The 26,205-nt window shown below is 60.5% G+C and carries 21 protein-coding genes; 13 read left to right on the forward strand and 8 right to left on the reverse strand.

Annotated features, from left to right (window positions below; genetic code table 11):
* Nucleotides 1-4 precede the first annotated feature (4 nt).
* The 5 genes from M0D69_RS19945 to M0D69_RS19965 all read right to left on the reverse strand — a co-directional run bounded on the left by M0D69_RS19945 (nucleotide 5) and on the right by M0D69_RS19965 (nucleotide 5,407).
* Nucleotides 5-880, reverse strand: coding sequence for an MBL fold metallo-hydrolase (locus M0D69_RS19945; RefSeq protein WP_301783667.1), 876 nt, complete (start codon nucleotides 878-880; stop codon nucleotides 5-7).
* The gene (locus M0D69_RS19950; RefSeq protein WP_301783668.1) at nucleotides 873-2,195 is read right to left on the reverse strand and encodes an MFS transporter; all 1,323 of its coding nucleotides are present in this window, start codon (nucleotides 2,193-2,195) and stop codon (nucleotides 873-875) included. The genes M0D69_RS19945 and M0D69_RS19950 overlap by 8 nt, the downstream gene beginning before the upstream one ends.
* 14 nt (nucleotides 2,196-2,209) lie before the next feature.
* Nucleotides 2,210-3,223 carry a succinylglutamate desuccinylase/aspartoacylase family protein gene (locus M0D69_RS19955; RefSeq protein ID WP_301783669.1) on the reverse strand — a complete coding sequence of 338 codons (1,014 nt, stop codon included), beginning with the start codon at nucleotides 3,221-3,223 and terminating at the stop codon, nucleotides 2,210-2,212.
* A 374-nt stretch (nucleotides 3,224-3,597) separates the two neighbouring features.
* The gene (locus tag M0D69_RS19960; protein ID WP_301783670.1) at nucleotides 3,598-4,941 is read right to left on the reverse strand and encodes a TAXI family TRAP transporter solute-binding subunit; all 1,344 of its coding nucleotides are present in this window, start codon (nucleotides 4,939-4,941) and stop codon (nucleotides 3,598-3,600) included.
* Between the two features lie 73 nt (nucleotides 4,942-5,014).
* A complete protein-coding gene (locus tag M0D69_RS19965; protein WP_301783671.1) occupies nucleotides 5,015-5,407 on the reverse strand; it encodes a hypothetical protein in 393 nt (130 codons plus the stop codon).
* Between the two features lie 822 nt (nucleotides 5,408-6,229).
* On the opposite strand from M0D69_RS19965, the gene M0D69_RS19970 reads away from it, so the two are divergent.
* The gene (locus tag M0D69_RS19970) at nucleotides 6,230-7,015 is read left to right on the forward strand and encodes a transporter (RefSeq protein ID WP_301783672.1); all 786 of its coding nucleotides are present in this window, start codon (nucleotides 6,230-6,232) and stop codon (nucleotides 7,013-7,015) included.
* Nucleotides 7,016-7,102: 87 nt separating this feature from the next.
* Here the strand turns inward: M0D69_RS19970 and M0D69_RS19975 are convergent, their stop codons facing one another.
* Both M0D69_RS19975 and M0D69_RS19980 read right to left on the reverse strand, forming a co-directional pair.
* Nucleotides 7,103-8,035 (reverse strand): hypothetical protein, encoded by a 933-nt coding sequence (locus M0D69_RS19975; RefSeq protein ID WP_367619739.1) that lies wholly within the window; start codon nucleotides 8,033-8,035, stop codon nucleotides 7,103-7,105.
* An 86-nt stretch (nucleotides 8,036-8,121) separates the two neighbouring features.
* The gene (locus M0D69_RS19980) at nucleotides 8,122-10,521 is read right to left on the reverse strand and encodes a hypothetical protein (protein ID WP_301783673.1); all 2,400 of its coding nucleotides are present in this window, start codon (nucleotides 10,519-10,521) and stop codon (nucleotides 8,122-8,124) included.
* Between the two features lie 650 nt (nucleotides 10,522-11,171).
* Between M0D69_RS19980 and M0D69_RS19985 the strand changes: the two genes are divergently transcribed.
* The 12 genes from M0D69_RS19985 (at nucleotide 11,172) to M0D69_RS20040 (ending at nucleotide 25,168) form a co-directional block, all read left to right on the forward strand.
* Nucleotides 11,172-12,683 (forward strand): nitrogen regulation protein NR(II), encoded by a 1,512-nt coding sequence (locus tag M0D69_RS19985; RefSeq protein ID WP_301783674.1) that lies wholly within the window; start codon nucleotides 11,172-11,174, stop codon nucleotides 12,681-12,683.
* On the forward strand, nucleotides 12,680-13,318 hold the full coding sequence (locus tag M0D69_RS19990) for a response regulator transcription factor (RefSeq protein WP_301783675.1): 639 nt from the start codon (nucleotides 12,680-12,682) through the stop codon (nucleotides 13,316-13,318). Before M0D69_RS19985 ends, M0D69_RS19990 begins: the two co-directional genes overlap by 4 nt.
* A 150-nt stretch (nucleotides 13,319-13,468) precedes the next feature.
* On the forward strand, nucleotides 13,469-13,855 hold the full coding sequence (locus M0D69_RS19995) for a response regulator transcription factor (RefSeq protein ID WP_301783676.1): 387 nt from the start codon (nucleotides 13,469-13,471) through the stop codon (nucleotides 13,853-13,855).
* A gap of 148 nt (nucleotides 13,856-14,003) precedes the next feature.
* Nucleotides 14,004-14,564, forward strand: coding sequence for a lipid-binding SYLF domain-containing protein (locus tag M0D69_RS20000; RefSeq protein ID WP_301783677.1), 561 nt, complete (start codon nucleotides 14,004-14,006; stop codon nucleotides 14,562-14,564).
* A 186-nt stretch (nucleotides 14,565-14,750) separates the two neighbouring features.
* Nucleotides 14,751-15,227, forward strand: coding sequence for a YMGG-like glycine zipper-containing protein (locus M0D69_RS20005; protein WP_301783678.1), 477 nt, complete (start codon nucleotides 14,751-14,753; stop codon nucleotides 15,225-15,227).
* Nucleotides 15,228-15,259: 32 nt separating this feature from the next.
* Nucleotides 15,260-15,667: a hypothetical protein gene (locus M0D69_RS20010; RefSeq protein ID WP_301783679.1), complete on the forward strand. Its 408-nt coding sequence runs from the start codon at nucleotides 15,260-15,262 to the stop codon at nucleotides 15,665-15,667.
* Between the two features lie 72 nt (nucleotides 15,668-15,739).
* Nucleotides 15,740-17,002, forward strand: coding sequence for an efflux RND transporter periplasmic adaptor subunit (locus M0D69_RS20015; protein WP_301783721.1), 1,263 nt, complete (start codon nucleotides 15,740-15,742; stop codon nucleotides 17,000-17,002).
* A 12-nt stretch (nucleotides 17,003-17,014) separates the two neighbouring features.
* The gene (locus M0D69_RS20020) at nucleotides 17,015-20,227 is read left to right on the forward strand and encodes an efflux RND transporter permease subunit (protein WP_301783680.1); all 3,213 of its coding nucleotides are present in this window, start codon (nucleotides 17,015-17,017) and stop codon (nucleotides 20,225-20,227) included.
* Nucleotide 20,228: 1 nt separating this feature from the next.
* The gene (locus M0D69_RS20025; protein ID WP_301783681.1) at nucleotides 20,229-21,707 is read left to right on the forward strand and encodes an efflux transporter outer membrane subunit; all 1,479 of its coding nucleotides are present in this window, start codon (nucleotides 20,229-20,231) and stop codon (nucleotides 21,705-21,707) included.
* Complete coding sequence (locus tag M0D69_RS20030; protein ID WP_301783682.1) at nucleotides 21,704-22,975, forward strand: paraquat-inducible protein A; 1,272 nt, start codon at nucleotides 21,704-21,706, stop codon at nucleotides 22,973-22,975. Before M0D69_RS20025 ends, M0D69_RS20030 begins: the two co-directional genes overlap by 4 nt.
* Nucleotides 22,968-24,569, forward strand: coding sequence for an intermembrane transport protein PqiB (locus tag M0D69_RS20035; RefSeq protein WP_301783683.1), 1,602 nt, complete (start codon nucleotides 22,968-22,970; stop codon nucleotides 24,567-24,569). Before M0D69_RS20030 ends, M0D69_RS20035 begins: the two co-directional genes overlap by 8 nt.
* Nucleotides 24,569-25,168, forward strand: a complete 600-nt coding sequence (locus M0D69_RS20040) for a membrane integrity-associated transporter subunit PqiC (protein WP_301783684.1) — start codon at nucleotides 24,569-24,571, stop codon at nucleotides 25,166-25,168. The genes M0D69_RS20035 and M0D69_RS20040 overlap by 1 nt, the downstream gene beginning before the upstream one ends.
* 165 nt (nucleotides 25,169-25,333) lie before the next feature.
* On the opposite strand, the gene M0D69_RS20045 is transcribed toward M0D69_RS20040, so the two are convergent.
* Nucleotides 25,334-26,035 (reverse strand): potassium channel family protein, encoded by a 702-nt coding sequence (locus tag M0D69_RS20045; RefSeq protein ID WP_301783685.1) that lies wholly within the window; start codon nucleotides 26,033-26,035, stop codon nucleotides 25,334-25,336.
* Nucleotides 26,036-26,205: the final 170 nt, after the last annotated feature.

Here is a 26,205-nt window from a genome sequence, read left to right on the forward strand (position 1 = left end):
CGGTTCATAAAAAGCGCCATGTGAAGCCGCCGTTGCTTTGCGCTACGACACCAGCCGACGTCCCGGCAAAATGCGGCGTGAACACAGTCGCGCCTGTTTCGATCGCCCGGTCAAGTACCCACCGTCGTGAGACATTCGCACGAGGCTTGTCCGCGCAGAACACCGAACTCCATACCGGACGATAGACCTGGATCGGGTGATGCCACACATCGCCGCTAAAGAGCGCGTGTGCACCCGCCGACTCGATTTCGATCGTCATGTGTCCCGCGCTGTGACCCGGCGTCGGATGAAAGCGGATGCCTGGAAGATATTCGCCGCCTTCCGGACCGATTTCTTCGGCGAGTCCCGCGTCGATCACCGGCAACACGCTGTCATCGAAGACCATACGCCGGCTCGCGCCGGCGGGTGTGTCGAAGAACTCCCGCTCAACGCGTGAGAACACGTAACGCGCGTTGGGGAAAGTCGGTACCCAACGGCCGTTATCGAGCCGGGTATTCCAGCCTACGTGGTCCACGTGCAGGTGCGTGAGCAGCACGAAATCGACCTCTTCGGGCTTCACCCCCGCGCGCTCCAGCCGCTTGAGGTAGGGAGTATTCAGTTGGTGGAAGATGGCGCTGAATGGACGGTCCTTATGATTGCCGCTTGTGGTGTCGACCAAAATGACCTTTCCACTGACTCGCAACACCCAGGTGTTGACGCTCAGGAGGAAGTGTTCCGCGGCCGCGTCGACCTGTCCGTTAGCGAGCCATGCGTGGTGTTCCTCAATCACGGCGGGATCGAAATCGGCGAACAGCATGCCGGTCTTCAACTGAAACTGTTGTTCGGTCACACGGGCGATCAACGCGTCGCCGACGCGGTAGGTCGTCGATTGTTCATCCATGAGGGGTCTCCGCTGGGGACTCAATGGGATTCAGGAGCATCGCGACCGCACCGGCGAGTGCGATGCCGACTATCGTCAACATGCCGGCCTGCATGTCGCCGGTCAGGGTTTTGACGACACCGATGATGATCGGACTGGCGAAGCCGCCAAGCGCGCCGCAAATGTTGATGAAGGCAATCCCGCCCGCTGCCGCCGCCGTGCCCAGGTACCCCGCAGGCAGCGCCCATAGAACCGTGTAGGACGCCCACAGCATGGCGGTGGACAGACCGATTGCAGGCAGCGCGATGCCGAGCTTGCTTGGGTACAGTCCGGCGATTGCAAGCGCGATGGCACCCACGATGCTTGCAAGCGCACTATGGCGGCGGCGCTCGTTGCGACGGTCGGAGCTGCGGCAGAGCCAACCCATCGCGGCAATGGCTGCAACGTAGGGTACTGACGACCACATGCCGATCGCCGTCGTGCCGGCAACACCGGCAGTCTTCAGGATTGTGGGCAGCCAGAAACTCACCGTATAAATCCCCGCGATCACGCAAAAATTGCTGAAGGCGAGCGTAAGCACGCGTGGGTCGGAGACAACGGTTCGCAATGAGTGGTGCCGAGCTTCGCTCGCCGCACGGCCCAGGCGTTGCGCGTCAAGATCAGCGCCAAGCAGCGTCTTCTCTTCATTGGACAGCCAGTTTGCCTGCTGCGGGCGATCGTCGAGGAAGAAGAATGCGATCACGCCCAGCACGCAGCACGGCAGGCCCTCGACGATGAACATCCACTGCCAGCCTTCGAGGCCATGAGTTCCTGCGAGCGTGGTCATTGCCCAGCTTGACAACGGTCCGCCGACAATGCCACCGATCGGTCCCGCCCACATCACGACCGCCATCGCGCGAGCGGTCCGCGATGGCGCGTACCAGTACGTCAGGTAGAGCACCATTCCCGGTGCGAAGCCCGCTTCGAAAACACCAAGTAGAAAGCGTAGAGCGTAGAACGCGTGGATGTCCCGAACGAACAGCATCGACGCAGAGGTGATCCCCCACAACACCATGATGCGCGAAAGTGTCTTTCGGGCGCCGATCCTCGGCAGGAGCAGATTGCTAGGGATCTCGAACAACACATAGCCGATAAAGAAGATGCCCGCAGCGACTCCGTAGGCCGCGTCGGAGAACGAGAGCTGGTTCTGCATCTGCAGCTTCGCAAAGCCGATGTTGATGCGGTCCAGGTACGCGAGCATGTAGCACAGCGTCAGAAACGGCAGTAAGCGCCACGTGATCTTTCGGTACAGCGCATCGCGCGGGTCGATGCCTTCTGTCAGGGGGATGGCGGACATGGTCATCTCCGGGTTCATTGCGCGTGGGCGTCGGCCGCCACGAGCGCGACGCAGTCGCCCGGCTCGACGCTCGCGAGCGAACGCACGATGACGACCACGCCCGCACTGCGAAACTTCAGCTCGACGGGCGTTGCCCACGGCGCGTGCGGATCGAATACGCGCCCGGCCAGGTCGCCGGCGCTCACGCGGTCGCCGAGCTTGAATACCGGCTCGAAGATCCCGCGCGTATCCGCAAAGACGTAATGCCGCTCACCCTCGACGTGCAGCCAGCGGGTGTCGTAGCGCGGTGCAGGAAGCGACTCGCTCGCGCAGATGCCGAGTGCCGCTAGCACTCGCTGCAAGCCTTCCTCCACGATAGCCAGGCCTTGCGGATTGCACGTCGCGTAGCCGCCGAATTCGCCGCACAGAAACAGTTTTCCGTGTCGCTCGATGGCCGCGCCGTAGGTGCGGTCCTCGCCGAGCAGATCCATCACCATCGCGTTGGGCGCGGCAAATGCGTCGACGATCCGCCGATATTCGCGGCGTTGTCCGGCGTCGAGCGGCTGCGCGACCAGCAGCGTTGGCAGATGATCGAACGACGCGCCTCCCGCGTGAATGTCGAAGACGAAATCGGCGCGTGGAAACAACTCGGTGTCCACGTAGTGCGCGATCATCTCCGTGATGGATCCATCACGACGGCCCGGGAAGATCCGGTTCATGTTCGCGCCATCGATGGGCGAGGTCCGGTGCCCCGCGAGAAGCGCGGGAAAATTCAGACCCGGAACGACGATCAAACGACCGCTGATTTGCATCGACAGCACGCGTTGCAGCAGTTTCATCAGTGCAATCGGACCTTCGTACTCGTCGCCGTGATTGCCGCCGGTGAGGAGCGCCGTCGGACCGTCGCCACGCTTAAGCACGGCGATCGGGATCGGGATGTGCCCGTATGCGGAGCGATCCACCGAATGCGGCACGCGCAACGTGCCAGTCTGAAAGCCTTCCTGCTCGAAATCGATATCCGTCGAGATGCGGGAGCGGTCGGTCGCCATGATTCGTCTCCTTACTGTTGGCATGGGGTGCGGCGGCAAATGCAAACGACGCAGCGATATGTCCGTACTATCGGAAATCAATGCGATTTACGCCAATGCCGATTGATGCCCAACGTGATGCCTTTGAGGCATCACCCTCCAGTCGGGAGAGTCGCACACCATTCCTTGCGCGAGGGTGTAGCGCGATATCGGGGTCTGAGGGTACAGAGACTTTCGGTCGTGCGAATGGTGCGGAGTGTCCGCTTTTGTTGACTGCGGATGGCCTCCAGGGCAAACGCGTCAATTCGCGATGCAGCAGCGCGAACATTGGGGAGCTTGCATCTGGCATCAAGGTATAAAGGCACGCTCCAGCCGAAACTATTTTCGCCTGGCAGCTATTTCTTCATCTTCCCGCCCACTTGGGAAATCCGATCCCGTACGATCCCAATTGCCTGTTTGAGGGCGTAAACGTCTTGAAAATAACGATGAGGAATCCGTATCTGGCTGGCATGTGCATCGATGTTCTCGATTTCGTCTCGCCATTTCGCAATCTGGTCAGGGCTCGGTTGCGTGTTCCTCCATATTTCATCTTCCAGCGATTTGATTTCCCGATACCAAATCACCAGCCGGTTTTTTATCCGCGCCTCCGCCATGCGCGGCAATGCCTGCAGCAAGCCTAGCAGTAAGGCCATGAAGGGGAGCAGGATCAGCAGGCGCCTTTCGATAAAACTGGCCAGCCAGAATGGAAGGTAGCGCTGCAGGAAGGGACGACCGGATTTGAAGTAGCGCGTGCTTTCGTCGGAGATGGGGAATTCTTCGGTGTTCAGGTTGGGAAACGCGCCGCGCGGCGTGAAGTAATCTTCGCCGCCGTGGACCGATTTGGCCGCTTCGAGCAGCAGGTAGGCGAGCGCCGGGTGCAGGGCGTCCTTGGATACGAGCAGAGCCGTGGCGGCCAGCAGGGTGACATCGGCCTGCGGAAGATCGTTGACGATGCTGGTCGAGGCGCGCGGAAAAATAATCTTGGAGAGAGACGGGAATTTTTGCACCAGGGCGTCGGCCTGGGCAAAACTCATCAGCTTCAGATCACTGTTCAATAGCGTTTGCTGCATGGAAGCATCGGGCCTGCCGATAAAGAATGCGGCATCCAGTTGGCCATTTTCGAGGTCTTGATATGCCTTGACGGCATCCATTTCCAGTAGCGTGGTGTTGTCGCGGCTGATGCCGCTATAGGCGAGCAATACCTGGGAGACATTGAGCAGGCCGCTGCCGGGAACGCCTATGGCGACCCTTTTGCCGCGCAGTTGTACCAGCCGGTTGATGGTGGTGTCGCCACGATAAAACACCCAGATCGGTTCATATGAGACGGCAGCGATGGTCTGCAGGTGATCTGTTTCTTTCGGACTGGTGGTGCCGGACTGGATAAAGCCCACTTCGTATTCGCTGTCTGGATTCTTCAGCCGCTGATAATTTTCGATCGAACCGGAAGAACTGCGGATATCGAGCGTGATGCCATCGCGTTTCAGGATGGGGGCATAGCGATCCGCAAAGCCGCGATAGATACCCTTGTCAGCCCCGGTTGTGATGACGATCGTGCGCTGGATGGCGGGCTTGAGTACGGTCGCCAGCGCCCAGCCTAGCGCGGCGAGCAGCAGTATCGTGCCAATGATGAGAAGCCGCCGGCGCCCCGGTGTCACGGGCGCTTTCTGGCTACGATGAAGCGCTGGATTGTCCCTTGGCATTGACAGTCATCCTTATCATATTATCTTTGTTTAGACTGTCAATATCATAACGCACGATTTCATCACTGCGATTTCACCTGTGGCCGTGTTCACTCGGTGTTTCCACGGGCGGCAGCGTCAACGCTTCATTGAGGAAACGATCGAACTCTTCCTGATCTTTCGCTTCAACATCGGTTTTGCGGATCCGCAGGTTTATCTTGCGGCCCGCACGGCCGTTTAACCATGCGCGTGCAGCCGCACCCAGCGCAGGTCCTGCAAGGTCACCGAGGCTGACGACGAATTCGCCGCTGAAGCCGCCTTGAAGACCCGCAGTATCCAGCACGAAACCAGCAGGGTTAATCCGGCTACCGTCAGCCCGAGCCTCGACATAAAACCGCGTGATTGCTTGCTGGCGCTTGCGACTGAAAAGAGCACCGTCGTTGGTCGATGGCAGCAGGGTGAGGTGAAGATCGTGATCGGTGTGCATCGTGTCTCCTTTCGCAGGCTTTGTATCCTTCGCAGCGCTCAGCTGCAAACCGCTCAGTGGACCACCACCGCCGCATCTGTCCTTGATAGGTCTCAGCGGTCGCGCTCACGAACGACCACAAGGGTTCGCCAGCTGTACACGCTGCGGTTTCGCTATGTGTGCTGCCACCCCCGTCGTGCTGTGACTTTTTCAGTTGCAGCCCTGATTGTTGGTGGTTTTCATGCACGTCTTCCCGGTTGGGCTTTTGTATATACCCTTTCCATTCTTTGTCTTCGCTTCTCCACCCTTGCTCGTCTGAGTCGTAGCCACTCCGTTCTGATTCCTCTCGGACTTCCAGGCGGTGCCTGTGTTCCGGTTATATCCCCCGGCCTGTTGTCCGTTATTGCAAACGGTACGGCCAGTCGCGGTGGTCGTGCACTCCGCGAATGCGTTTGTGGAAAACACGACGCATGCCAACAGCGCAAGAATTCTCATGGTGACCTCCGGGTGTCATGGGCGCGAGGCAGTTGTAACGGCGCGTGCGCCATTTAATAGTAGGTCACTCACGGAGTTTCCTGCATATCCTTTACACACGATCGCTCGAAAGGGATAAACCTCTTACGTTGCCTGGAGTGCGATTACCAAGGGACGGCGGTCATGACCATACCGAGAGCTTCGATCGACTCGACTTGCACACAAGACATCCGTTCGCGGACGCAAACTGTCAGGTCCTTTAGGCACGCGAGTGCGGGTGCCGTTGTCATCTGGTCCACGTTGGCAGCAGCCCAGGAAATGGAGCCGCGCAGCTATTCGGCTGTCCCGATCGGAACGAATTTTATTGTGATGGACTACGCGAGATCGAGCGGTGACATCCTGTTCGACCCCTCGCTGCCAGTTACCGATCTGCAGGCCAAAATCAACACGTATTCGCTTGGGCTTTCTCATAGCCTTGGCGTTCTGGGCCATGTCGCAAGCGTCGCCATCGCGGTGCCATACGCCAATGCGAACCTGACGGGTAACGTCGAGGGCGCGCCAGGGCACGCGTACCGATCAGGATTGGGGGACATGCGCTTCAGACTCGCTGTCAATCTCCTGGGTGGTCCCGCACTCACGCCGGAGGAGTTCGTTCGGCGCAGCCCGTCTACTATCCTCGGTGCGAGCGTGAGCGTCATCGCGCCGACGGGCCAGTATGTTCCGTCCCGCCTGATCAACGTGGGCTCGAACCGGTGGTCGTTCAAGCCCGAAGTCGGGCTGTCGCAACCGATCGGCAATTGGTTCGTGGAGGGCGCGGCAGGCGTTTGGCTCTTCACTGACAATACCGACTTCTTCGGCGGCCGCCGGCGCAGCCAGGACCCGTTGCCCACATTCCAGTGGCATGGCGGTTACAACTGGCGGCCCGGGCTGTGGCTCGCCGCGGACGTGACGTATTTCACGGGCGGTCAGACAAGCGTCAACGGTGTTCAGGACAAAGACGTGCAACGCAATGTCCGCTACGGTCTCACGCTGTCATTTCCGCTTTCTGCTCAATGGTCCGGGAAGCTCGCGTGGTCACGTGGGCTGACAACGAGTATCGGCGGAAACTTCCAGACCATCTCGGTCGCGCTTCAATACCGCTGGTTCAATCGCTGAGCGGCTGGTTACTCGACGCACTCGGTAGCGTCCGTCGAATACCGCCGGAAGCTTGTCGACGTGTCCTTGTAGCGGAGCGCATTGCCGTTATTGGTCGAGGCGGCCCAGCGTGTCACGCATGGGCGCGACGGACACTCTCACTGTGCCGCTGAGCGGCGTGCTCATTTCCTGAATCAGGAAAATTGCTCCGGATGTAGATAGCGCGCACAGGACCATGGCCGCCACGACCGTCCCGTTGCGCTGAGTGAACAGGCCGAAGGTCCCGAAGATAATGGATAACCACGCCACGAGGACGACCAGCAGCGGTGTCGGGATTGAGCCTCGTGCCTGTAGCAGCGCCAGCCAGCGCGCCGCGGACACCTGGTCGACGAGCTGGATGGCACGCGCTTTAAGTCCACGCTGCGTGTCGTTGGATGGAGTCAGTTCGTCCACTCTGCGCTCGAGGTCTTCTGACCTGTTGATCGTCTCGGAGTTGTTTAGTTTTGCCAATTGTGCAGCATCGCCTGACGCGAGTATCTGAATCGCGCCGGCGTAGTTCCGCTTGAGCGACGCACGAATTTCCTGGGTTTCCGGTCCATATTTCGCCAATACGCGGTCGAGCTGGATGACGGTGGCTGCATTTTGCACAAGCTCGCCGTTTGCGGTGTCGAATGAGCTTTTCGCCGACGAGATCAGTAGGCCCAGCACTAGCGCGGCCATGGTCGCGATCAGGCCGGTTGCCAGTTTTACGACACCGATCGAATCATCACTCAAGTGGTGTGCCGGCAGCAGCTCGCGCAGATGCAGACCAAGCAGCCCGCTGCCAAATACACATGCAAACACGATCGAGGCGGTAACGAGGTGGTTCACCCTTGGATCCTCCATTTGGGTCGCGCGTGTTGTGCCTGCAGGTATTCGACGCCGACTGCTGTAGTCCAACAAACGGTTTCCTTTGCAGCTGTCGATGTGGTCCGGGCGCGGACCTTGGCCGGGCCGGCGAGGCGACTTTGCTGCTGGCCATGCGCATACGTGAGCATTCATCCTCTCGTCCGCTGGCGCATCAGCATGAGTTCACAACATCGGGCTGTCGTGGCTTCCGGGGAGTGTCGAGTGAGCGAGCCGCCCGCTTATCGACGAAAAGCCGCGCCTCGGCCGCCGCCGTTCCCAGTTTGCGCGAACCGTTGACTCTGGACCGCTCCTCGTTGGCGGCTCTGCATATCCCGATTCAGTTGTCCATATTCCCCGCCAGCGGTTCTCTGCTGGGCGACCGGCTGTTGCGTCGGGCGTTGTTGCTGATAGGTGGCCTGAGGGGGCTTTCCACCGGCAGCAGCGGGAGAGCGTTGTTGCTGATTCGCCGTTGCACTGGGCCTGGGTTGCGAGGGATTGCCGCTTGGAGCCGTCGCGGTACGCTGTGGCTGAGCTGATTGCGCCTTTTGCTGGCCAGCAGACGATACAGGCGCAGTCGGTTTGTTGACCGTAGACCATGAACCGTTATCGTATTTTTGCCAGCTTCCATTGGTGTTCTTGTACACATTGCCATCTTTGCTTGCGTACATATTGCCGCTAGCTGTCTTGCCTGCGGTGGCGCTGCCGTTGGCGCCCTGGGCCGCCACAGCCTTGCCGCCCGCTGAATTCTGAAAGCTGCCGGCTGTTCCGTTCGAGGTCGTCGTGTGTTGCGTCGCAGCCCACTGGTTGCCCTTCGTGACCACCGAACTTCCCCACTGGCCATAGGCGTTCGAACCTTGTTGCGTGGCGCCATACGCACCCGTCCTGGGGTTGTATGCTTGCCCTACGGACGCAGTTCCGCCGGGCCCGGAGGCGGTCGCTCCGCGGGCGTAGGTACCCGTATAGGGGTTATACGATGCGCCCCATTGGGCGCTTCCCGCTGGGCCAGACACACCGCCTCGTACACCGCTTGCACCGGTATAAGGGTTGTAGGTGTTATAGCCGTAAGGGGCGGGGCGCGGATAGTAGGCCGGATACGGTCCGCGACCGACTGCGACGTAGGGCGGATAGTAATAACCATTGCCTTGGGCGACGATCGCACCAAGCGCCGCACCGGCGATGAACACACCAAGATAGCCCGCTGTATAGCTTGCCTGGACCGTGCCCGCAGGCGTGACCTGTTGCGTTACGTAGGTGACGTTGTAGACGGGCGAGCTGGGCGGGATCGTGTAGATCACCTGCGGCACAACGGTGGTTGTTTGCCACGGGCCGCCTGGCGAAGCAGAATCGAACCACACGCCTTGTGAGCAGAGGTAGTAGCGCTGCTCCACCTTGATCACCTTCGCAGGTGTGTTCGATGCGTAGGACATCGCGGTTCCCGGGATCGGATCGAAAGTGGCCTCGCCGCTATACGAAACCTTGACCGCAGCCGCCGCTGCAGTCGGGTTGATCTCGACCGTGGTGGGAATCTGCGCCAGCAATACGGCGTCTTTGGCTTCCGGCGTTCCCGGCACCGAACTCAACACTCTTCCCGCTGGACTATTGGGCGGGATCCTGGCGAAATCCGCCGGCAATTGGTCTGTCGCGTAAGTCCACGGGCCGGTCGGCCCAGGCGCCGAAAACCAGCGGCCGGCACTCAGGTAGTAATACGCGCCGGTTGGCGAGTAGACGAACAAATCGCTGTCAGTGTTGGTCGCGAACGTGAGCTTGGTGCCGGCGATCGCCGTAAAAACCCGCTTGCCGGCAAAGACGATAAGTTCAGCGGGCACATTGCTGACATACACCGCCGGGGCTTTTCCCGCGTGAGCGGATGTCGCTCCGATATATTGTTTGAGCGATGCCCATTGCGGATCTTCCGGGATCTTCGCCATTTTCGCGGGAAGGCTCGCCGCATCTTTCCATCCGCTTTTCAGGTCGTTCGACACGACCCACCGCTGCCCGGTGAAAAGGTAATACTGGTGCGTGGCGCCATCGAGAAAGAGCGGCCAGCTGGCATTGATCACCGCCTGCATATCAGTGTTCCCAACCGGAGCAAGCACGGGTTCGCCATCGATAAATAGCAGGATCGCGGGCCCGAAGCTGGCAAAAATGGCGGGCGGGTCGTTCTTGACGGAGACCGCCGGCACATCGCTTTTTTGATCGACGCTCGCGACCAGACGGTCTACCGATAGAGTCATCGTGGCTTCGGGCCTGAGGAACGTACGCACTAGTTGATCGAGCTTTTGGGCGGTAGCCGGATCCGCCCCTGGAAACGAGGTGCTTGTAATTGTAGGATTACTTAGTAGAACAGTTCGACTGTCAATGTCGGTAGCGGTGTCCATCTGCAGCGCCACCACGCCGACTTGCGGCTGTCCGCCTCTCGGAGTCAATGAAATCGCCATCCGGCCGCTTATTTGCTTGAATTGCTTCCAGTCGTCGATTTGTGGTTGATAGAGGATGAGGCGAGTGCCATCCTGATCGCGCTCGCGCGGCCAGCCGGGATCGTCTGCCATGGCGCGAACCGGGAAGCCTGAAGCTACAAGCGTTAGCGTGAGCGCAAGAGTCGTACCCTTTGCTGACCAGCGTTTTATGGGCATTGCCATGTTTAACGTCTCCCAGCGTAAATCGAACCCGGATAATGATGCGCATCAGAAAACGCAGATCGAATTGCCAGTTTGTTTTAAGCGATCCGATTATCATTTACTCTTTACCGAATTGCCGAATCGCACCGTATAAAGGGTTTACGCTCGCCGACTACTTGATACCGGGCCGTTCTTTTGAAAATAGGCCTGAGCTTACGTTCGAGCAATTGGACCTTGGTCCTATACGGGGTAGACGTTAGCTATTTGTTTAATTTGTCTGTCGAGTTGAATAAAGCCGGCAGCGACGTATAGGCGATGAATTGCTTTACGGAAAGAAAGACAGCGTCTAAGCTCTTGAAGAGAATCCGTTAGCTGTCGGCATGATGCCGATCGGAGGCGGATCATACGATTTTGTCTTCCTGACGCGCGGTTGCGCGTCGCGGGCCGTTGTTGCCTATCGATTCCAGCAAGCTTGTCGCAAGAAATAAATTAAAAGCCGCCGCTCGAGGCCGCGTGGAATAGGAATCTACGGTGTTCTCGTTGCGATGTCGCACGATGCTTGTTCGGCAAGTGCATGCGCGGACAAAAAACCCTCGCGAAGTCGGGCCTTCCGAAGCCGACCGCGCCCGGGTTTGCGCATACCTGCCGAGCTTCTGAGGGAGCACGGCGTCATGACCACTTTTTCAGCTGCTATCGCAGCTGTATTCGTTGTACTGCTTATTTTATTTCAGATCAGACGAACCCGGATGCCGGGATCGGCTGTTGGTTTACCCGCCGACACTGGGTTGTCACAGCAGAGGTATAACAACTATGCCTTCGCGGTGTCTGATGAAGCGGCGGGAATGGAGCGGACTAACGAGGCGATTCGGGAACATACAAACTCTCGACGAAGTGCCGGTTTCCGTCCGCCGCGACTATCTGGCCGGCATATCCTTCCCACGCCTGCGGCCATGTTTTCCAGGGGGCGTTTTCGCCGGGCATCCTTTGAGAACGAACCGCACCCGTGTCACGTGAAATCGAGCGTCGAACCGCCAGATAGCCTATGGGCTGCTGGGCGGCAGCCGCGGCATGACGAGCAGTTTGGTGCCACGCTCGATCTCTTGCCGCTAGCCATTCTGGTGGCTGATCCACAGGGGAAAATCCTCTTTGCCAATGCGGCAGCGGAGAAGCTCTTTGGCTATTCCCGTGAAGCGTTGAGTGGCGTGGTGACCAACGAGTTGGTTCCTGCATTGCACCTCGACGCTTGTGTCGCCGATTCCGCCTACACAGATTTGACGCTTGCGGGCAGGGAGTGGGACGGTCACCGAGACCTGGTCGCGAGGCGCAGGGATGGCACCGAGTTTCCGGCAGAGATCACAATAAACCCCGTTTCGTGGGGAAACGAGGCCTGTGCACTAACAATCGTGATCGACCGCACAGAGCGATACGAGTTGCTGCGCAATCGGCAACAGCTTGCCCATTTGACCCGCGTATCCACACTTGGAGAGCTTGCCGGATCGCTCGCCCACGAGTTGAATCAGCCGCTTACGGCCATATTAAGTAACGCGCAGGCAGCGCAACGCTTCCTGGCGACAGAGCCGGTCAACCTTACGGAGGTGCGCGAGATATTGCATGACCTTGTCGAGGACAATCACCGCGCAAGCGAAGTTATCCGAAAGATTCGAGCCCTCGTCAAAAAGGGTGAGCTCGAGGCTGCGCCCCTGAGCATTGCGAGCGTAGTCAGGGATGTGGCCTTGCTCGTGCATAGCGATGCAATCGTGCGCGGAATCCGCGTGCGTGTGGCCGTTACCCCCGAGTTGCCGCCCGTGCACGGTGACAAGGTGCAATTGCAGCAAGTCGTGTTGAATTTATTGCTCAATGCATTCGACGCATTGGAGTCCTGCCCGGTGCTCAATCGTGAGGTCGCGATTGAGGTCATCCCTGAAGGGAGTGAGAGCATACGTGTCGCGGTACAAGACGGTGGTACGGGTCTCGCCGGCAACACATTGGACAAACTGTTCCTGCCGTTCTTTACCTCCAAGCGAGACGGACTTGGTCTTGGACTTTCAATTAGCCGTTCTATTGTCGAGATGCACGGAGGACGCATCTGGGCCCAAAACAATGTGGATCGCGGTGCCACCTTCTATTTCACATTGCCCACGGGAGCGAGGGCAGAGCGAAGCTTTCCGCGGGGGCGGCGATGAGCGAGGTTGCGTCAATCGTCTTCGTGGTGGACGACGACGACGCGGTATGCCGGGCGCTGACGCGCCTGATAGGCTCGGCTGGATATCGCGTTGAATCCTTCGGATCCGCACACGAGTTCCTTGAGTCCCGCCCTCACTTTCAGGGCTGCGCTTGCCTTGTACTGGACGTGGGACTGCCAGACATCAACGGTCTCGAATTGCAGAACGAATTGAACGCTGGGAACAGATCATTGCCTATCATCTTCATCACGGGTCACGGCGACATCGCGATGACAGTAAGAGCGATGAAGGCAGGTGCGACAGATTTCCTGGCGAAACCGGTGCGCGACTCCGAGCTCCTGCCCGCGATAGAGAATGCGCTGCGGGTCTCTTCGCAAGCCCTTTCGAGCCGCATTGAACTGGACTGCATTCACCGTCGTATGGCGCGGCTCACACCGCGCGAGCGCGAAGTGTTGGCGCTTCTCGTTGAAGGCCGGCTTAACAAGCAGGTCGCGTGTGAACTGGGCGTCGCTGAGAAGACCATCAAGGTCCACCGGGCCCGCGTGATGGAAAAGATGGAAGCGCACTCGCTCGTCGACCTGGTGCGAGTTATCGATAAAGTCTGTATCCGTCTTTCACCCGGTCAGTCAGCCTGACGCTGAACGGCTGGCGTCCCCGGGAGCCGCTCCCGTTCCCGTGCCGATATTGGACCAAGGTCCAATATCCGGACCCTGCAAATTGTCATAGTCTCAAATCAGCGTCGAACCACGTCTGGTACCGAGGTGCTTGTATTGGGGATATTCGCCATGAGCCAAGTCAAACCGTTCGTCGCAGTAGTAGATGACGATGAATCGGTGAGTCGAGCCATCAAGCGACTGTTACGGTCTACGGGATTTTCGGCGGACACCTTCAAAACGGGCAACGATTTTTTAGACATGTTCGATTCAATACCGTCATACCGTCCCGCCTGCATCGTGCTTGACGTGCAGATGCCGGGTCTGAACGGGCTTGAGGTACAGCGGCGGCTGGCGGGTAGCGGTATTCCAGTCATTTTTATCACGGCACATGATGACGCGGTCGTTCGCGGGCAGGCCTTGGCGGCGGGCGCCGCAGCTTACCTTCGCAAGCCATTCAACGATGAAATTCTTATCAAGGCAGTGCGCTCAGCCATCGATCCGGCTCCGAAACCATGAGCCGGCGATCGAGCTTCCAACGGTGCTATTGGACCAAGGTCCAATTGTTTTGGGGAAACGTTGATTGCACTATCAGACTGGTTCTGAAGAAAGTCCGGGCGGTCGCGCAGGTTCCCTTTTTGACGTCATCTCTAATGGAGTACGCATCATGATCAGATACCTCCGACTTACTCTCGCGATCCCGTTGATGCTGGTCGCGATGGCCTGTTCGACGAACCCGACGGTTGCCAACGGCGGAGACCCCGAGTTAGAAGCGGAAGCACGTGCGGCACTGCAGCAACTATTCGATAGCACTCCGAAGGCGAAGGATCTCCAATACCAGGCAAAAGCTGTCGTCGTGTTTCCGAGCATCGTCAAGGCTGGGCTGCTAGTAGGTGCGCAAGGCGGAAAAGGCGTGATGTTTGGTCCGGACGGCAAGATCCTTGGGTACTACAGAGCGCGCGGGCTTTCATACGGGATGCAAGCAGGCGCGCAAAGCTTTTCGGAAGCGATGTTTCTCATGACCGACTCGGCAATCACCTCGCTCACAAGTGGCACCGGGTTGTCCGTTGGTGTGGGACCGAGCGTCGTGGTGGTGGATGCGGGAATGGCCAGGTCGATGACCACCACCACGTTGAAAGCGGATGTCTACGCGTTCATCTTTGGCCAGGAGGGATTGTTTGCTGGTCTCGGCGTGCAAGGGCAGAGAATTGTCAAGTTTGACCAGTGAAGCGCGCGATATTCCCGCGCAGTCAGAGCGATCGATCCTCTTACGCGATTCGCCTATGTAGTGCACGCCGCACCGGGCGCGGGAAACGGGAAAGCTGCTTCGGGGGCTAGGGGATCAATCGTGCGCTGCGCAGACATTGACCGTCAGTGAATAGGCCACCCGAAGAACATTGAGGGGTCTCAAGCCATGCAACGAATGCAGCGAGTCGCAATTGGTTTGGCGGTATGGGCGCTAACATACGCGGCAGCCGCGCAGCAGCCCATCATCTATCCGGCCAAAGGGCAGAGCGCGCAGAAGCAAAACACGGACACCGCCGAATGCCAGTTGTGGGCGAAGCAAACGACGGGCGTTGATCCCGTCGCAATAGCGCAGCAGGGAGCGAACCAGCCGGCGGTTCCCCAACAGCAAGGGGGCATGCTCAAGGGGGCGGCTGGCGGCGCCGCGTTGGGTGCGGTGGGGGGGGCGATCGGAGGCGACGCGGGCAAGGGTGCGGCGATCGGAGCGGTGGTCGGCACAGCGGCAGGAGGGCTGCGTCAGCGCCGCAAGAACGAGGCTGTTGCCGGGCAACAACAAGCGAACAATCAACAGGCCTCGCAGCAGATGGCGACTTTCAACCGGGCGGTGGCCGCGTGCATGACGGGCCGGGGATACACCGTTCAGTAGCGTCGGCCAGCGCAGCCAGCGGAGATGCAAGCATGATGACCAGACTAAGGCGAACAGCGTTGGCAGCGGCATCGGCAGCGTTGCTCTGCGCGACGACCGCGGTGTTCGGCGCGGACTTCGACGGCAGCAAGCGGCTGATATGCGCGACTGTGGATGCACACGCCTGCGACCCGGGCGAAGGGTGCCTTCGAGGACTGCCGGACGACCTCGGCGTGCCGCGCTTCATGCGCGTCGACTTCGCCGCAAAGACTATCGCAGGACCTAAGCGCACAACCCAGATCCGCTATATGGACACCAGCGCGGATCAGATCCTGATGCAGGGCACCGAGCTCGGCTATGCATGGACTGTCGTACTCGACAAGACCGACGGCGCGATGTCACTGACGCTTGTCAGTCGCGACGACGCATTCACGGCCTTTGGCTATTGCACACTGCCTTAGCCGGCTGCGCGCCCGGTCTTGCTCATGGTGTGTTCCACGAGTCCGAGTTCCCACGGGGAGACTCACATGGTGATGTCAGCTTCGATGTCAGCTTCACGCATCAAGAAGGGTGATAGCCGGTGCGCATGCACCAGCGTCTGGTCGCGCCGCCTGTTTGCCAGTGCGGCGCTGGTCGTGCTCGCCGCCTGCCACAAGCCGGCGGCCGAGATTCCGCGTCAGGCGATCGATGTCACGGTCATGACGGTCGCGGAGCGTGATACGCCGGTCGACTTTGAATTTACCGCCCAGACAGAAAGCTCGCGCGAGGTCCAGATACGCGCACGCGTCGACGGTTTCCTGGACAAGCGGGTCTATACCGAGGGTCAGCTGGTGCATACCGGGCAGACGCTCTTTCTGATGGACCCCAAGCCCTTCCAGGCGGTTTTGCAGTCCGCCCGGGGCCAGCTTGCGCAGCAGCAGGCCCGCCTGACTGTGGCGAAAGCCAACCTTGCCCGGGTGGTTCCACTCGTCGCGCAGAACGCACTGAGCCAGAAGGAGCGTGACGACGCCATAGGCAATGAAAAGGAGGCGGAGGCCGCCGTGATCGCGGCCAAAGGCCAGGTCCAGACCGCCGAACTCAACCTAAGTTACACGACGATCAAGTCCCCACTCACGGGTTTGTCGAGCTTCGCCAGACAGCAGGATGGCAGCTACGTGACAGCCGCCGCAACCGGTCTGCTAACCAACGTGTACCAACTCGACCCGATGTGGGTGAACTTCAGCATTTCGGAGAATGAGTTGTTGGCATACCGCGACCAGATCGAGAAGAAACAATTGCGGTTTCCGCCGAATGACGATTTCGAGGTCACCGTCGTGCTTGCGGACGGCACGGTGTTCCCGTCTCGCGGCCGCATCAATTTCGCCAATCCCGCGTTCAGTACGGAAACGGGCACCTTTCTCGTGCGGGCTTCGTTCGCGAACCCTCAAGGCAGCTTGCGCCCTGGACAGTTCGTGCGTGCGCGGGTGTCGGGGGCAGTGCGTCCGAACGCGATCCTCGTGCCGCAGCGTGCGGTGTTGCAGGGATCGAAGAGCCATTTCGTCTGGGTTGTCGACAAGGACTCTAAAGGCCATCAACGCGTGGTCGAAGTCGGCACGTGGCACGGCGACGACTGGTTCATCACCGATGGCCTGAAGCCGGGCGAGCGAATAGTGGTCGATGGCGCGATTCGCGTGATTGCGGACACGCCCTTGAAGATTACCCAGGCGCCGCCTGCAACGCCCAGTGCCGCCGATGAGCAGCCGCGCGAAGCGCCGGCTCTGGCACAGCGTCAGCCCGACCACACTGCGACGAACTGACCGGCGGCCGAAATGAACATTTCCCGCTTCTGCATCGACCGGCCGATTTTCGCAGCGGTCATCTCGATTGTCATCACGCTCGGTGGTACGTTGGCGATGCTCGGTCTGCCAATTTCGCAGTATCCGGATATCACCCCGCCCCAGATCACGATTTCCGCCACTTACCCCGGTGCGACCGGGGACGTCGTCGCAAACAATGTCGCGGCCCCGATCGAACAACAAGTCAACGGTGCGGACAACATGATCTACATGAACTCGTCGAGTTCATCGACGGGGAACTTTACGCTCAACGTTTATTTCCAGATCGGCACCAACCCCGAGCTTGCGCAGGTCGATGTACAGAACCGCGTGAACCTGGCGTTACCGCAATTGCCGCAGTCGGTGCAGGCGCAGGGCATCCAGGTGCAGAAAAAGTCGTCGGCGTTCATGATCGTCATCGCCATCTATTCGCCTACGGACCGCTACGACCCGACCTACATCGCCAACTACGCGAACATCTACGTGCTCGATGCGCTCAAGCGCATTCCCGGCGCCAATCAGTCGGCCATCTTCGGCACGCCGGACTACGCGATGCGCATCTGGCTCAAACCCGACCGCATGGCGCAACTCGGCGTCACGGCCTCCGACGTGCAGAGGGCCGTATCCAACCAGAACCAGCAGTTCGCGGTTGGCAGCATCGGCCAGTCGCCGACCGGCACGCCGGTCGAGCAGTCATTTGCGGTGACGACCACCGGCCGACTGAGCGATCCGGCCGAGTTCGATAACATCATCATTCGCGCGGCGAGCGGGAACGCGGCGATCGTGCGTCTCAGGGACATCGGCCGGGCGCAGCTCGGTCAGAAGGACTACTCGATCCGCAGCAAGTTTCAGGGCAAGCCGGCGACGATCATCGCTGTGTACCAGCAACCAGGCGCGAATGCGCTCGACGTGTCCAAGCAGGTGCACGCAACACTGCAGGAGATGAAAAAGTCCTTTCCCGAGGGCATGGATTACGAGATCGCGATGGACACGACTGACTTCACGCGTGCGTCGATCACGGATGTCATTCACACCTTCTTCGAAGCGCTCGTGCTGGTCGTGATCGTGGTCTACGTATTCCTGCAGAGCTTCCGTGCCACATTGATTCCAGTGATCGCGGTGCCGGTGTCGATTCTCGGAACCTTCATGGGCATGCTCGCCCTGGGCTTTTCGATCAACATGCTCACGCTGTTCGGCATGGTGCTGGCCATCGGCATCGTGGTGGATGACGCAATCGTCGTGGTCGAAAACGTCGAACGGAACATGACCGTCCACAAGCTGAGTCCGAAGGACGCCGCCAAACGAGCGATGGACGAGGTCTCCGGCCCGGTCGTGGCGATCGTGCTCGTGTTGTGCGCGGTGTTCGTGCCGGTGGCGTTCCTTGGCGGCATCACGGGACAACTGTATAAGCAGTTCGCCATCACGATCGCGATCTCCGTGGTGTTCTCGGGACTGGTGGCGCTTACGCTGTCGCCGGCGCTGGCAGCCTTGCTGCTGAAACCCGGGCACCATGAAAAGAAGGGCTTTTTCAGATGGTTCGACAACGCGTTCGGACGGATGACCTCCGGCTATACGCGCACGGTCAGGCTGGTTATCAAGCGTTTCGTGGTGGCCCTGTTGCTGTTTGCCGGGATGATCGCGCTCGCGGTCGTCATGATGAGGTCGATCCCGACTTCATTTCTCCCGCCGGAGGACCAGGGCTACCTGCTCGGCGCGGTCATCATGCCGGACGCCGCAAGTCTTGATCGCACGGGGGCCGTGTCGCAGCGCGTCACTGACTACTTCATGAAGCAGCCGGCGGTGAGTAGCGTCACGATAGTCGATGGGTTCAGCCTGCTCGACAGCCAGAACAAGAACAACGCGTCGACATTTTTTATCGGCTTCAAGAGCTTCGACGAGCGCTACAAGTTTGCCAACATCAAGACGCAGAACGCACGCGCCGTCCTGATCGGTGCATACGAAAATCTCTCGAAGGTGAAGGAGGGGGTCATCCTGCCGGTCAACCCCCCGTCGATTCCGGGACTCGGAACGACAGGCGGCACGGAGATGTGGATTCAGAGCAAAGGGGACGCCACCATCCCTCAACTCGCGGGCGTGGTGAGCGACTTCCTGGCAAAGGCGAAACAGCGGCCCGAACTGGCTCGGGTCACCTCGACGTTCAATGCGTCGTCCCAGCAACTGCTGGCAAATGTTGACCGGGACAAGGCGGAAACGCTGGGGGTTCCGATCGAGGAAGTGTACAGCGCGATGCAGACCATGTTCGGCTCGCTGTACGTGTCGCAGTTCAACCGGTCCAGCCGGCTGTGGCAGGTCATCCTGCAAGCGGAGCCGTCGTACCGGCTCAAGCCTCAGGACCTCGACCAGATTTATGTGCGTAGCAAGACCGGCAGCATGGTCCCGCTCAAAGCCGTGGTAACCACGAAATACGTGACCGGTCCGGATCTGGTGACGCGCTTCAACAATTTTCCTGCTGTCAAGGTTACGGCCAACGCCGCGCCAGGCTACAGCTCGGGACAGGTTCTCTCCACGCTTGACGAGGTCGCCCGTGAGGTGATGCCGCCGGGTTACGACGTCGGGTGGAGCGGCGAAGCGTACGAAGCAAGACAGGCTGGCGGCACCTCCAGTCTCGTGTTCGTGTTCGGCCTGATCATGGTGTTCCTGATTCTCGCCGCGCAATACGAGAAGTGGAGCTTGCCGGTGGGCGTACTGATGGCTGTGCCGTTCGCACTTTTTGGTGCGTTGCTCGCCATCTTGCTGCGCGGTCTCGAGAACGACGTCTACTTCCAGATCGGCCTGACGATGCTGGTTGCACTGGCCGCAAAGAACGCGATCCTGATCTTCGAGTTCGCGGTGCTGAACCGCGAGTCGGGCGAGTCGGTCTACGACGCCGCGGTGACGGCGGCAACAGAACGGCTGCGCCCGATCGTGATGACGTCCCTGGCCTTCATCCTGGGTTGCGTGCCGCTGGCTATTGCCACTGGCGCGTCGGCGAACAGCCGGCATTCGATTGGCACCGGCGTGATCGGCGGCATGCTTGGCGCCACGGTGATCGCGGTGTTCTTCATCCCGATGTTTTTCTACGTGCTCGAATCCATGTCGGAGAGGAGGGGCGGCGGCAAGAAGACCCCGGATCCTACGGCGAGCCCGCCGGATCCGGGTGCTGGCGCCCCGACGGCAACGCCGTCTGCCAGACGCGAGGGCGACTGACATGCGCACCTCTTATCTCTCGCTAGTTGCCTTGCTTGCGCTTAGCGGCTGCCTGCTCGGACCGAACTATGAGCGGCCGGCCGTCGATGCACCGCCCGCATTCCGCTTTGCCGAGTCGGACGCGAAAGCGCTCGTCAATACAGCGTGGTGGGAGCAGTTTCAGGATCCGGCGTTGAACGCGTTGATCGCCACGGCGCTGGCCGATAACAAGGATGTGAAGATCGCGGCGGCCCGCGTCGAACAGTTTCTCGGGCAGTTCGTGACCACGCGCTCGCAATTGTTCCCGCAGGTGGCGGCAGGGTTCGACGCGCAACGCCAGCGCGTGCCGCTCGGCTCGACGCAGTTGCCGCCGGGTGTTGGCCCGGTGTTCAACCAGTTCCAGGCGACGCTCTCCGCGTCCTGGGAAATCGATTTTTTCGGCAAGCTGCGCCGTCAGACGGAGGCCGCGCGGGCGAACCTGCTCGCGAGCGAGGAAGGCCGGCGCGCGACGATCCTGACGCTGGTGGCATCGGTGGCGTCGTCGTATGTGAACCTGCTGTCGCTCGACCGGCAACTCGATATTGCGAAGTCAACGGTCGCGAGCCGTGCGGCTTCCGTCCATGTGTTCCAGTTACGCTTCTCGGGTGGAGAAGTTTCCCAGATGGAGCTGGCGCAGAGCCAGTCGGAATACCAGGCCTCGCTCGCAACCATTCCGCAGATCGAGTTGCAGATCGCGCAGCAGGAGGACGCGTTGTCCATCTTGCTTGGGCACAACCCCGGGGTCATTGCGCGCGACCGTGAACTGGACGACCTGGCGCTGCCTGCCGTGCCCGCAGGGCTGCCGTCCGAATTGCTTGAACGCCGTCCCGACCTGCGTCAGGCCGAGCAAGACCTGATTGCCGCGAACGCGTTGATCGGCGCGGCGCGTGCGCTCTATTTTCCGTCGATCTCGCTCACCGGTCTGTTCGGCTCCGCGAGCGGACAGTTCTCTTCGCTTTTCACCGGGCCGACGCGCGTATGGTCCTATGCCGGAGCAGTGACGCTGCCGATCTTCACCGCGGGCAGCATCGGCGGTCAGGTGAAGCAGGCTGAAGCGCAGCAGCAACAAGCGCTGTTTCAATATCAGAAGGCAATTCAGGTCGCCTTCCAGGAAGTCGCCGACGCGCTCGTGTCGCTGCAGAAAACGCGAGAGCAGCTCGTGGTGCAGGGCAGTCAGGTCGATGCGCTACGCAACTATGCACGCCTTGCCCGACTGCGGTATGAGGGGGGCTACACGAGCTACATCGAAGTACTCGATGCCGAACGCAGTCTCTTCAACGCCCAACTGAGCTACGCGCAGACGCAAGGGGTGGTGTTCACCTCGGCTGTGAGCCTCTACAAGGCGATGGGCGGCGGCTGGGTCGCCGACGCCGAGCATATGACCTCGACGACCTACGACGGGACCACGGCCATGGCGAACCCGGCAGCGGCCGCGACGCAAACCAAGGGGCCCGCGCCATGAATGCTGCTCGCCTGATTGCCTGTCACGAATGCGACCTGCTGCAGCGCGAGACGGCGCTGGCGAGCGGTGGAACCGCGCGCTGCCGGCGCTGCGGCGCGGCGCTGTATAAACGCCCGCCCGCCAATGTCGACGGCGCGCTTGCCCTGACGCTCGCGGCGATGGTCCTGTTCGTGGTGGCGAACACCTTCCCGATCGTCGGGCTCTCGGTGAACGGCACTCTCGTCGAAACCACGCTGTTCGGTGCGGTTCACGTGCTCTATGACGACGGCGTGTGGCCGATCGCGGGTCTCGTGTTTGCCACGACCCTGCTGATGCCGCTGCTGGACATGGCTGCGGTGACGTATGTGCTTTTGCCGCTGCGCACGGGGCATGTTCCCCGCCGGCCCGATATCGTGTTGCGCGTGCTGCGCCACGTAACGCCGTGGGGCATGATCGAAGTGCTGATCCTCGGGATGCTGGTCGCGCTCGTCAAGCTTGCGGCTATTGCAAGCGTTGTCCCTGGCATTGCCATGTGGGCGTTCGGCGCGGTGATGCTGCTGCTTGCCGCTGCCGCCTCGACGTTCGATCCTCACGATATCTGGACGCGCATCGATACCGCGCGGAGCGCGGCTTCGGCTTCTGCGCCAGCCGGGCAAATCAGCGCTTCGGCTCCGACGGCCGCGCGCTCGGGGCTGTTCGTCTGCCATGACTGCGGCCTGCTATCGAAGCCGGCATCGCATGCCCACGAAGGTCGCTGTCCGCGCTGCGGCGCAGGTCTGCACTTTCGCAAGCCTGAGAGCATTGCACGCACCTGGGCGTTCGTCATTGCCGCAGTGATCCTGTACGTCCCCGCCAACCTGCTGCCCGTGATGGACACAAGCTCGCTGTTCGGCGCGCAAACGGACACGATCATGAGCGGCGTGGTCTATCTCTGGACGTCGGGCTCGTGGCCGCTCGCGATCATTGTTTTTATCGCGAGCATTGCTGTGCCCATGCTCAAGATCATCGCGCTCGTCTTTCTTGTCCTGACGGCGCAACTGCGCTGGCGCTGGCTGCCCGAGAGGCGCACGCGCATCTATCGGCTGGTGGAATTGGTTGGACGCTGGTCGATGCTCGATATCTACGTCATCACCATACTGGTCGCCCTTGTGCAATTCAACGCGCTCGCGACGATCAAGGCCGGGCCCGGTGCGATCGCGTTCGGCGCGGTAGTCGTGCTGACGATGTTCGCCGCGATGTCATTCGATCCCCGCCTCATCTGGGACGCAGTGGAGGCAGATCATGAATAGGCCGCCCGATTTCCCCGAAGCGGTTGCCACTCCTCGCTCTCGCTGGCGCGTTCAACTCGTCTGGCTGGTGCCGCTCGTCGCAGTGTTGATCGGCGGCTGGCTCGCGGTAAAGACGGTCCTGGAAAAAGGTCCGACCATTACCATCAGCTTCCAGACCGGTGAAGGCCTGGAGGCGGGCAAGACCAAAATAAAATTCAAGAACGTAGATATCGGCGTGATCAAAGGAGTTGCTTTGTCGCCCGATCGGAAACGGGTCATAGCTAGCGCTGAACTGAATCGCGACGCGACGAACACGCTGGTCGACGATACCCGCTTCTGGGTCGTGCGCCCGCGCATTTCCGGGGGGAGCGTCTCGGGCCTGAGCACACTGTTGTCGGGCTCGTTCATCGGCATGGACATCGGCACCCAGAGCAAGCCCCGCCGCGATTTCGTCGGGCTTGAGTTGCCGCCCGTATTCGCGGCCGGTGTGCCGGGGCGCGAGTTCGTGCTCAAGAGCGCGGACATGGGCTCGCTCGACGTCGGCGACCCCGTGTTTTTCCGGCGCCTGCAGGTCGGTCAGGTGACGTCCTACGGGCTTGATCATGAAGGCACGGGCGTGACCTTGCATGTCTTCATCAACGCACCCTACGACAAATACGTGTCGAACAACACCCGCTTCTGGCACGCGAGCGGTTTCGACGTTTCGGTGGATACGAACGGCGTGAAGATCGATACCGAGTCCCTGGTGTCGATCCTGATCGGCGGCCTTGCGTTCCAGAGTCCGCCCGATGCTGTCGACAAGACCGAGGCTGCTGCACAAACTGAGTTCGAGCTTTTCCGTAACCGCGCCGATGCCATGAAACGGCATGACACCATCGTCGACACCTATGTGATGAACTTCAAGGAGTCGGTGCGCGGGCTGCTGGTCGGCGCGCCCATCGACTTCCGCGGCATCGTGGTCGGCGAGGTGGCGGCGATCTATACGCACTTTGACCCGGTCACGAAGGAGTTCAGCATTCCGGTCGAGGTGCGCATTTTCCCCGGGCGATTCACATCGCGCTTTCAGTCCGGCGAGAAGGGGGGGCGCCTCACGGCGGACCGCAAGGCCTTCACCGACTATCTTGTCGAACATGGATTGCGTGGCCAGTTGAAAACCGCGAGTCTCCTCACGGGCAACCTCTATGTGGCGGTGGATTTCTTCCCGGCGGCTCCGAAGGCCTCGGTGGACTGGAGCAAGAGTCCACCTGAATTGCCAACGATCCCGGGCAACCTGCAAGGGCTGCAGGACTCGATCACCAGCCTCGTTGCGAAACTGAACAAGATTCCGTTCGACACCATCGGCAAGGATTTGCACCAGACCCTGGCCGACGCGGACGGTCTGCTCAAGACGCTCAACACTCAGGTGGCGCCTGAGGCCCGAGCCACGCTGGCCGCTGCGCAGGAGGCGCTCGCCTCCGCCAACCGCACCATGCAACCCGACTCTGCGCTGGCGCAGAGCACCGTCGATACAATGCGCGAATTGTCGCGCACGGCCGCCTCGTTCCGTGCGCTCGCCGACTATCTTGAACGGCATCCCGAAGCACTGATTCGCGGCAAGACGGAGGACAAGAAGTGATGCGTACCCTCATAACGACAGCCGTGGTGCTCGCGGCGGCACTTGCCAACGGATGCGCGAGCACGCCTCAGGCGAGCTTCTATACGCTGAGCGCCGAGCGTGCGCAGGAGCAGACCGGAACCGGCACACTGGCACCCGCCACGACGTGGGCCATCGTGATGGGCGCTGTCACGGTGCCGGAGATCAACGATCGCCCGCAGTTCGTGCTACGGGTCGACCCCAACCGGATCACGCTCGACGAGTTCTCCCGTTGGGCGGAGCCGCTGAAGAGCCAGATCCGGCGGGTCATCGCGGCCGACCTTGCGGCGCAATTTCCCGGCGCGCTCGTGTCCGGTTATCCGCAAAGCGTGGATCCCAAGCTGACTTACTCCGTGTCCGTCGATGTCCAGAGCTTCGAGTCGGCGCCGGAGGCGGCTTCGGTCTCGGTACTGTGGACGGTGAAGCCGCCGAAGGAGGGCGCGCCGGTGAGCGGGCGTACCGTGGTGAGCGAACCGACAGGGGCGCAGGGCAACGACGCACTCGTGGCGGCGCATAGCAGGGCGATGGCGGCGGTCAGCGCTGCCATCGCCAGCGCAATCCGCTCGACACGTCGACCGTGACCCGAGGACCGGACGTATGGAAGGGATGCTGATCGTATTGATGATGTTCGTGATCGGCCTGGAAACGCAGGTCGAAGAACTACGGGCTATACGCCGCACGATTTTTGGCTATGGCGGAGCGCAGATGGCCCTATGCGCTGCAGCGCTCTTGCAGGGCTTGCGGCGTCAAGTCTGGTTCGTACCGGAACCGCCGCCCGCGACATGCAATGACACCAGTCGCGCAAGCACGATCGCCGGATAGAGCTGTCCGATCAGCGCCTCGAGAATCGCAAGCGACCTCGCTGCGTGGGCGACCGGCGTGATGTCACCATAGCCCACGGTGGTAAGCGTGACGAAGCTGAAGTAGATCCAGGATGAGCGATCCTGTGAATCACTGGCGTGCACAATTCCGGCGTAAGCACCCGGTACGTGCATGCTGATGAGTTGATAGGCCTCCGCCCAGACGACCCCGATCAATACGTAAAGCGCGATGGCGCCCAGGATCCGGTCGAACGTCACCGTGCCGGCGCTGAACACCTTGATGCCCATGACGAGGCCAAGAATGCCGAGCGAAAAGAGCGCCGTTTCGTCAAGCAGCCCGGGCGTCGTTCCCGGCGGATAGAACCATCCTGTCCCGCGGACCAGAATCGCTACGCCGGCGACAAACGCAATCGCCATGAACAGCCGATGGTGGTCCGATACCGTCGCCACCCCGCTCAGAAGGATCATCGAGAGAAGCACGTCTCTCACTATGTGCGCGAAGAGGCTGTCCGGCGCGACGGTAAAGGGTACGACGAACACATTAAGGGCGAGTAGGACCAGGAGCGCCGCCATGCTGCCGATGCGCATCTGCACCTTACGATCACGCCACCGTTGCGCGTATGCCATCTCCCTTCGCTCCTGGTTCAACCAACCTGGCTGTTATTCAATTTACCATTCCTCAATCTTGCGAAAAACCGTTTACCTTGTGTGTCCGACGGTGTTCGAGCCGCATTGAAAATGGGTGTCAATGATTCCGCGCGTACACTATCATCATTTATAGAAGAAACGCTGCGCCC

Origin of the sequence: Caballeronia sp. SEWSISQ10-4 2, from assembly GCF_030464885.1 — a bacterium.
Lineage (GTDB): Bacteria > Pseudomonadota > Gammaproteobacteria > Burkholderiales > Burkholderiaceae > Caballeronia.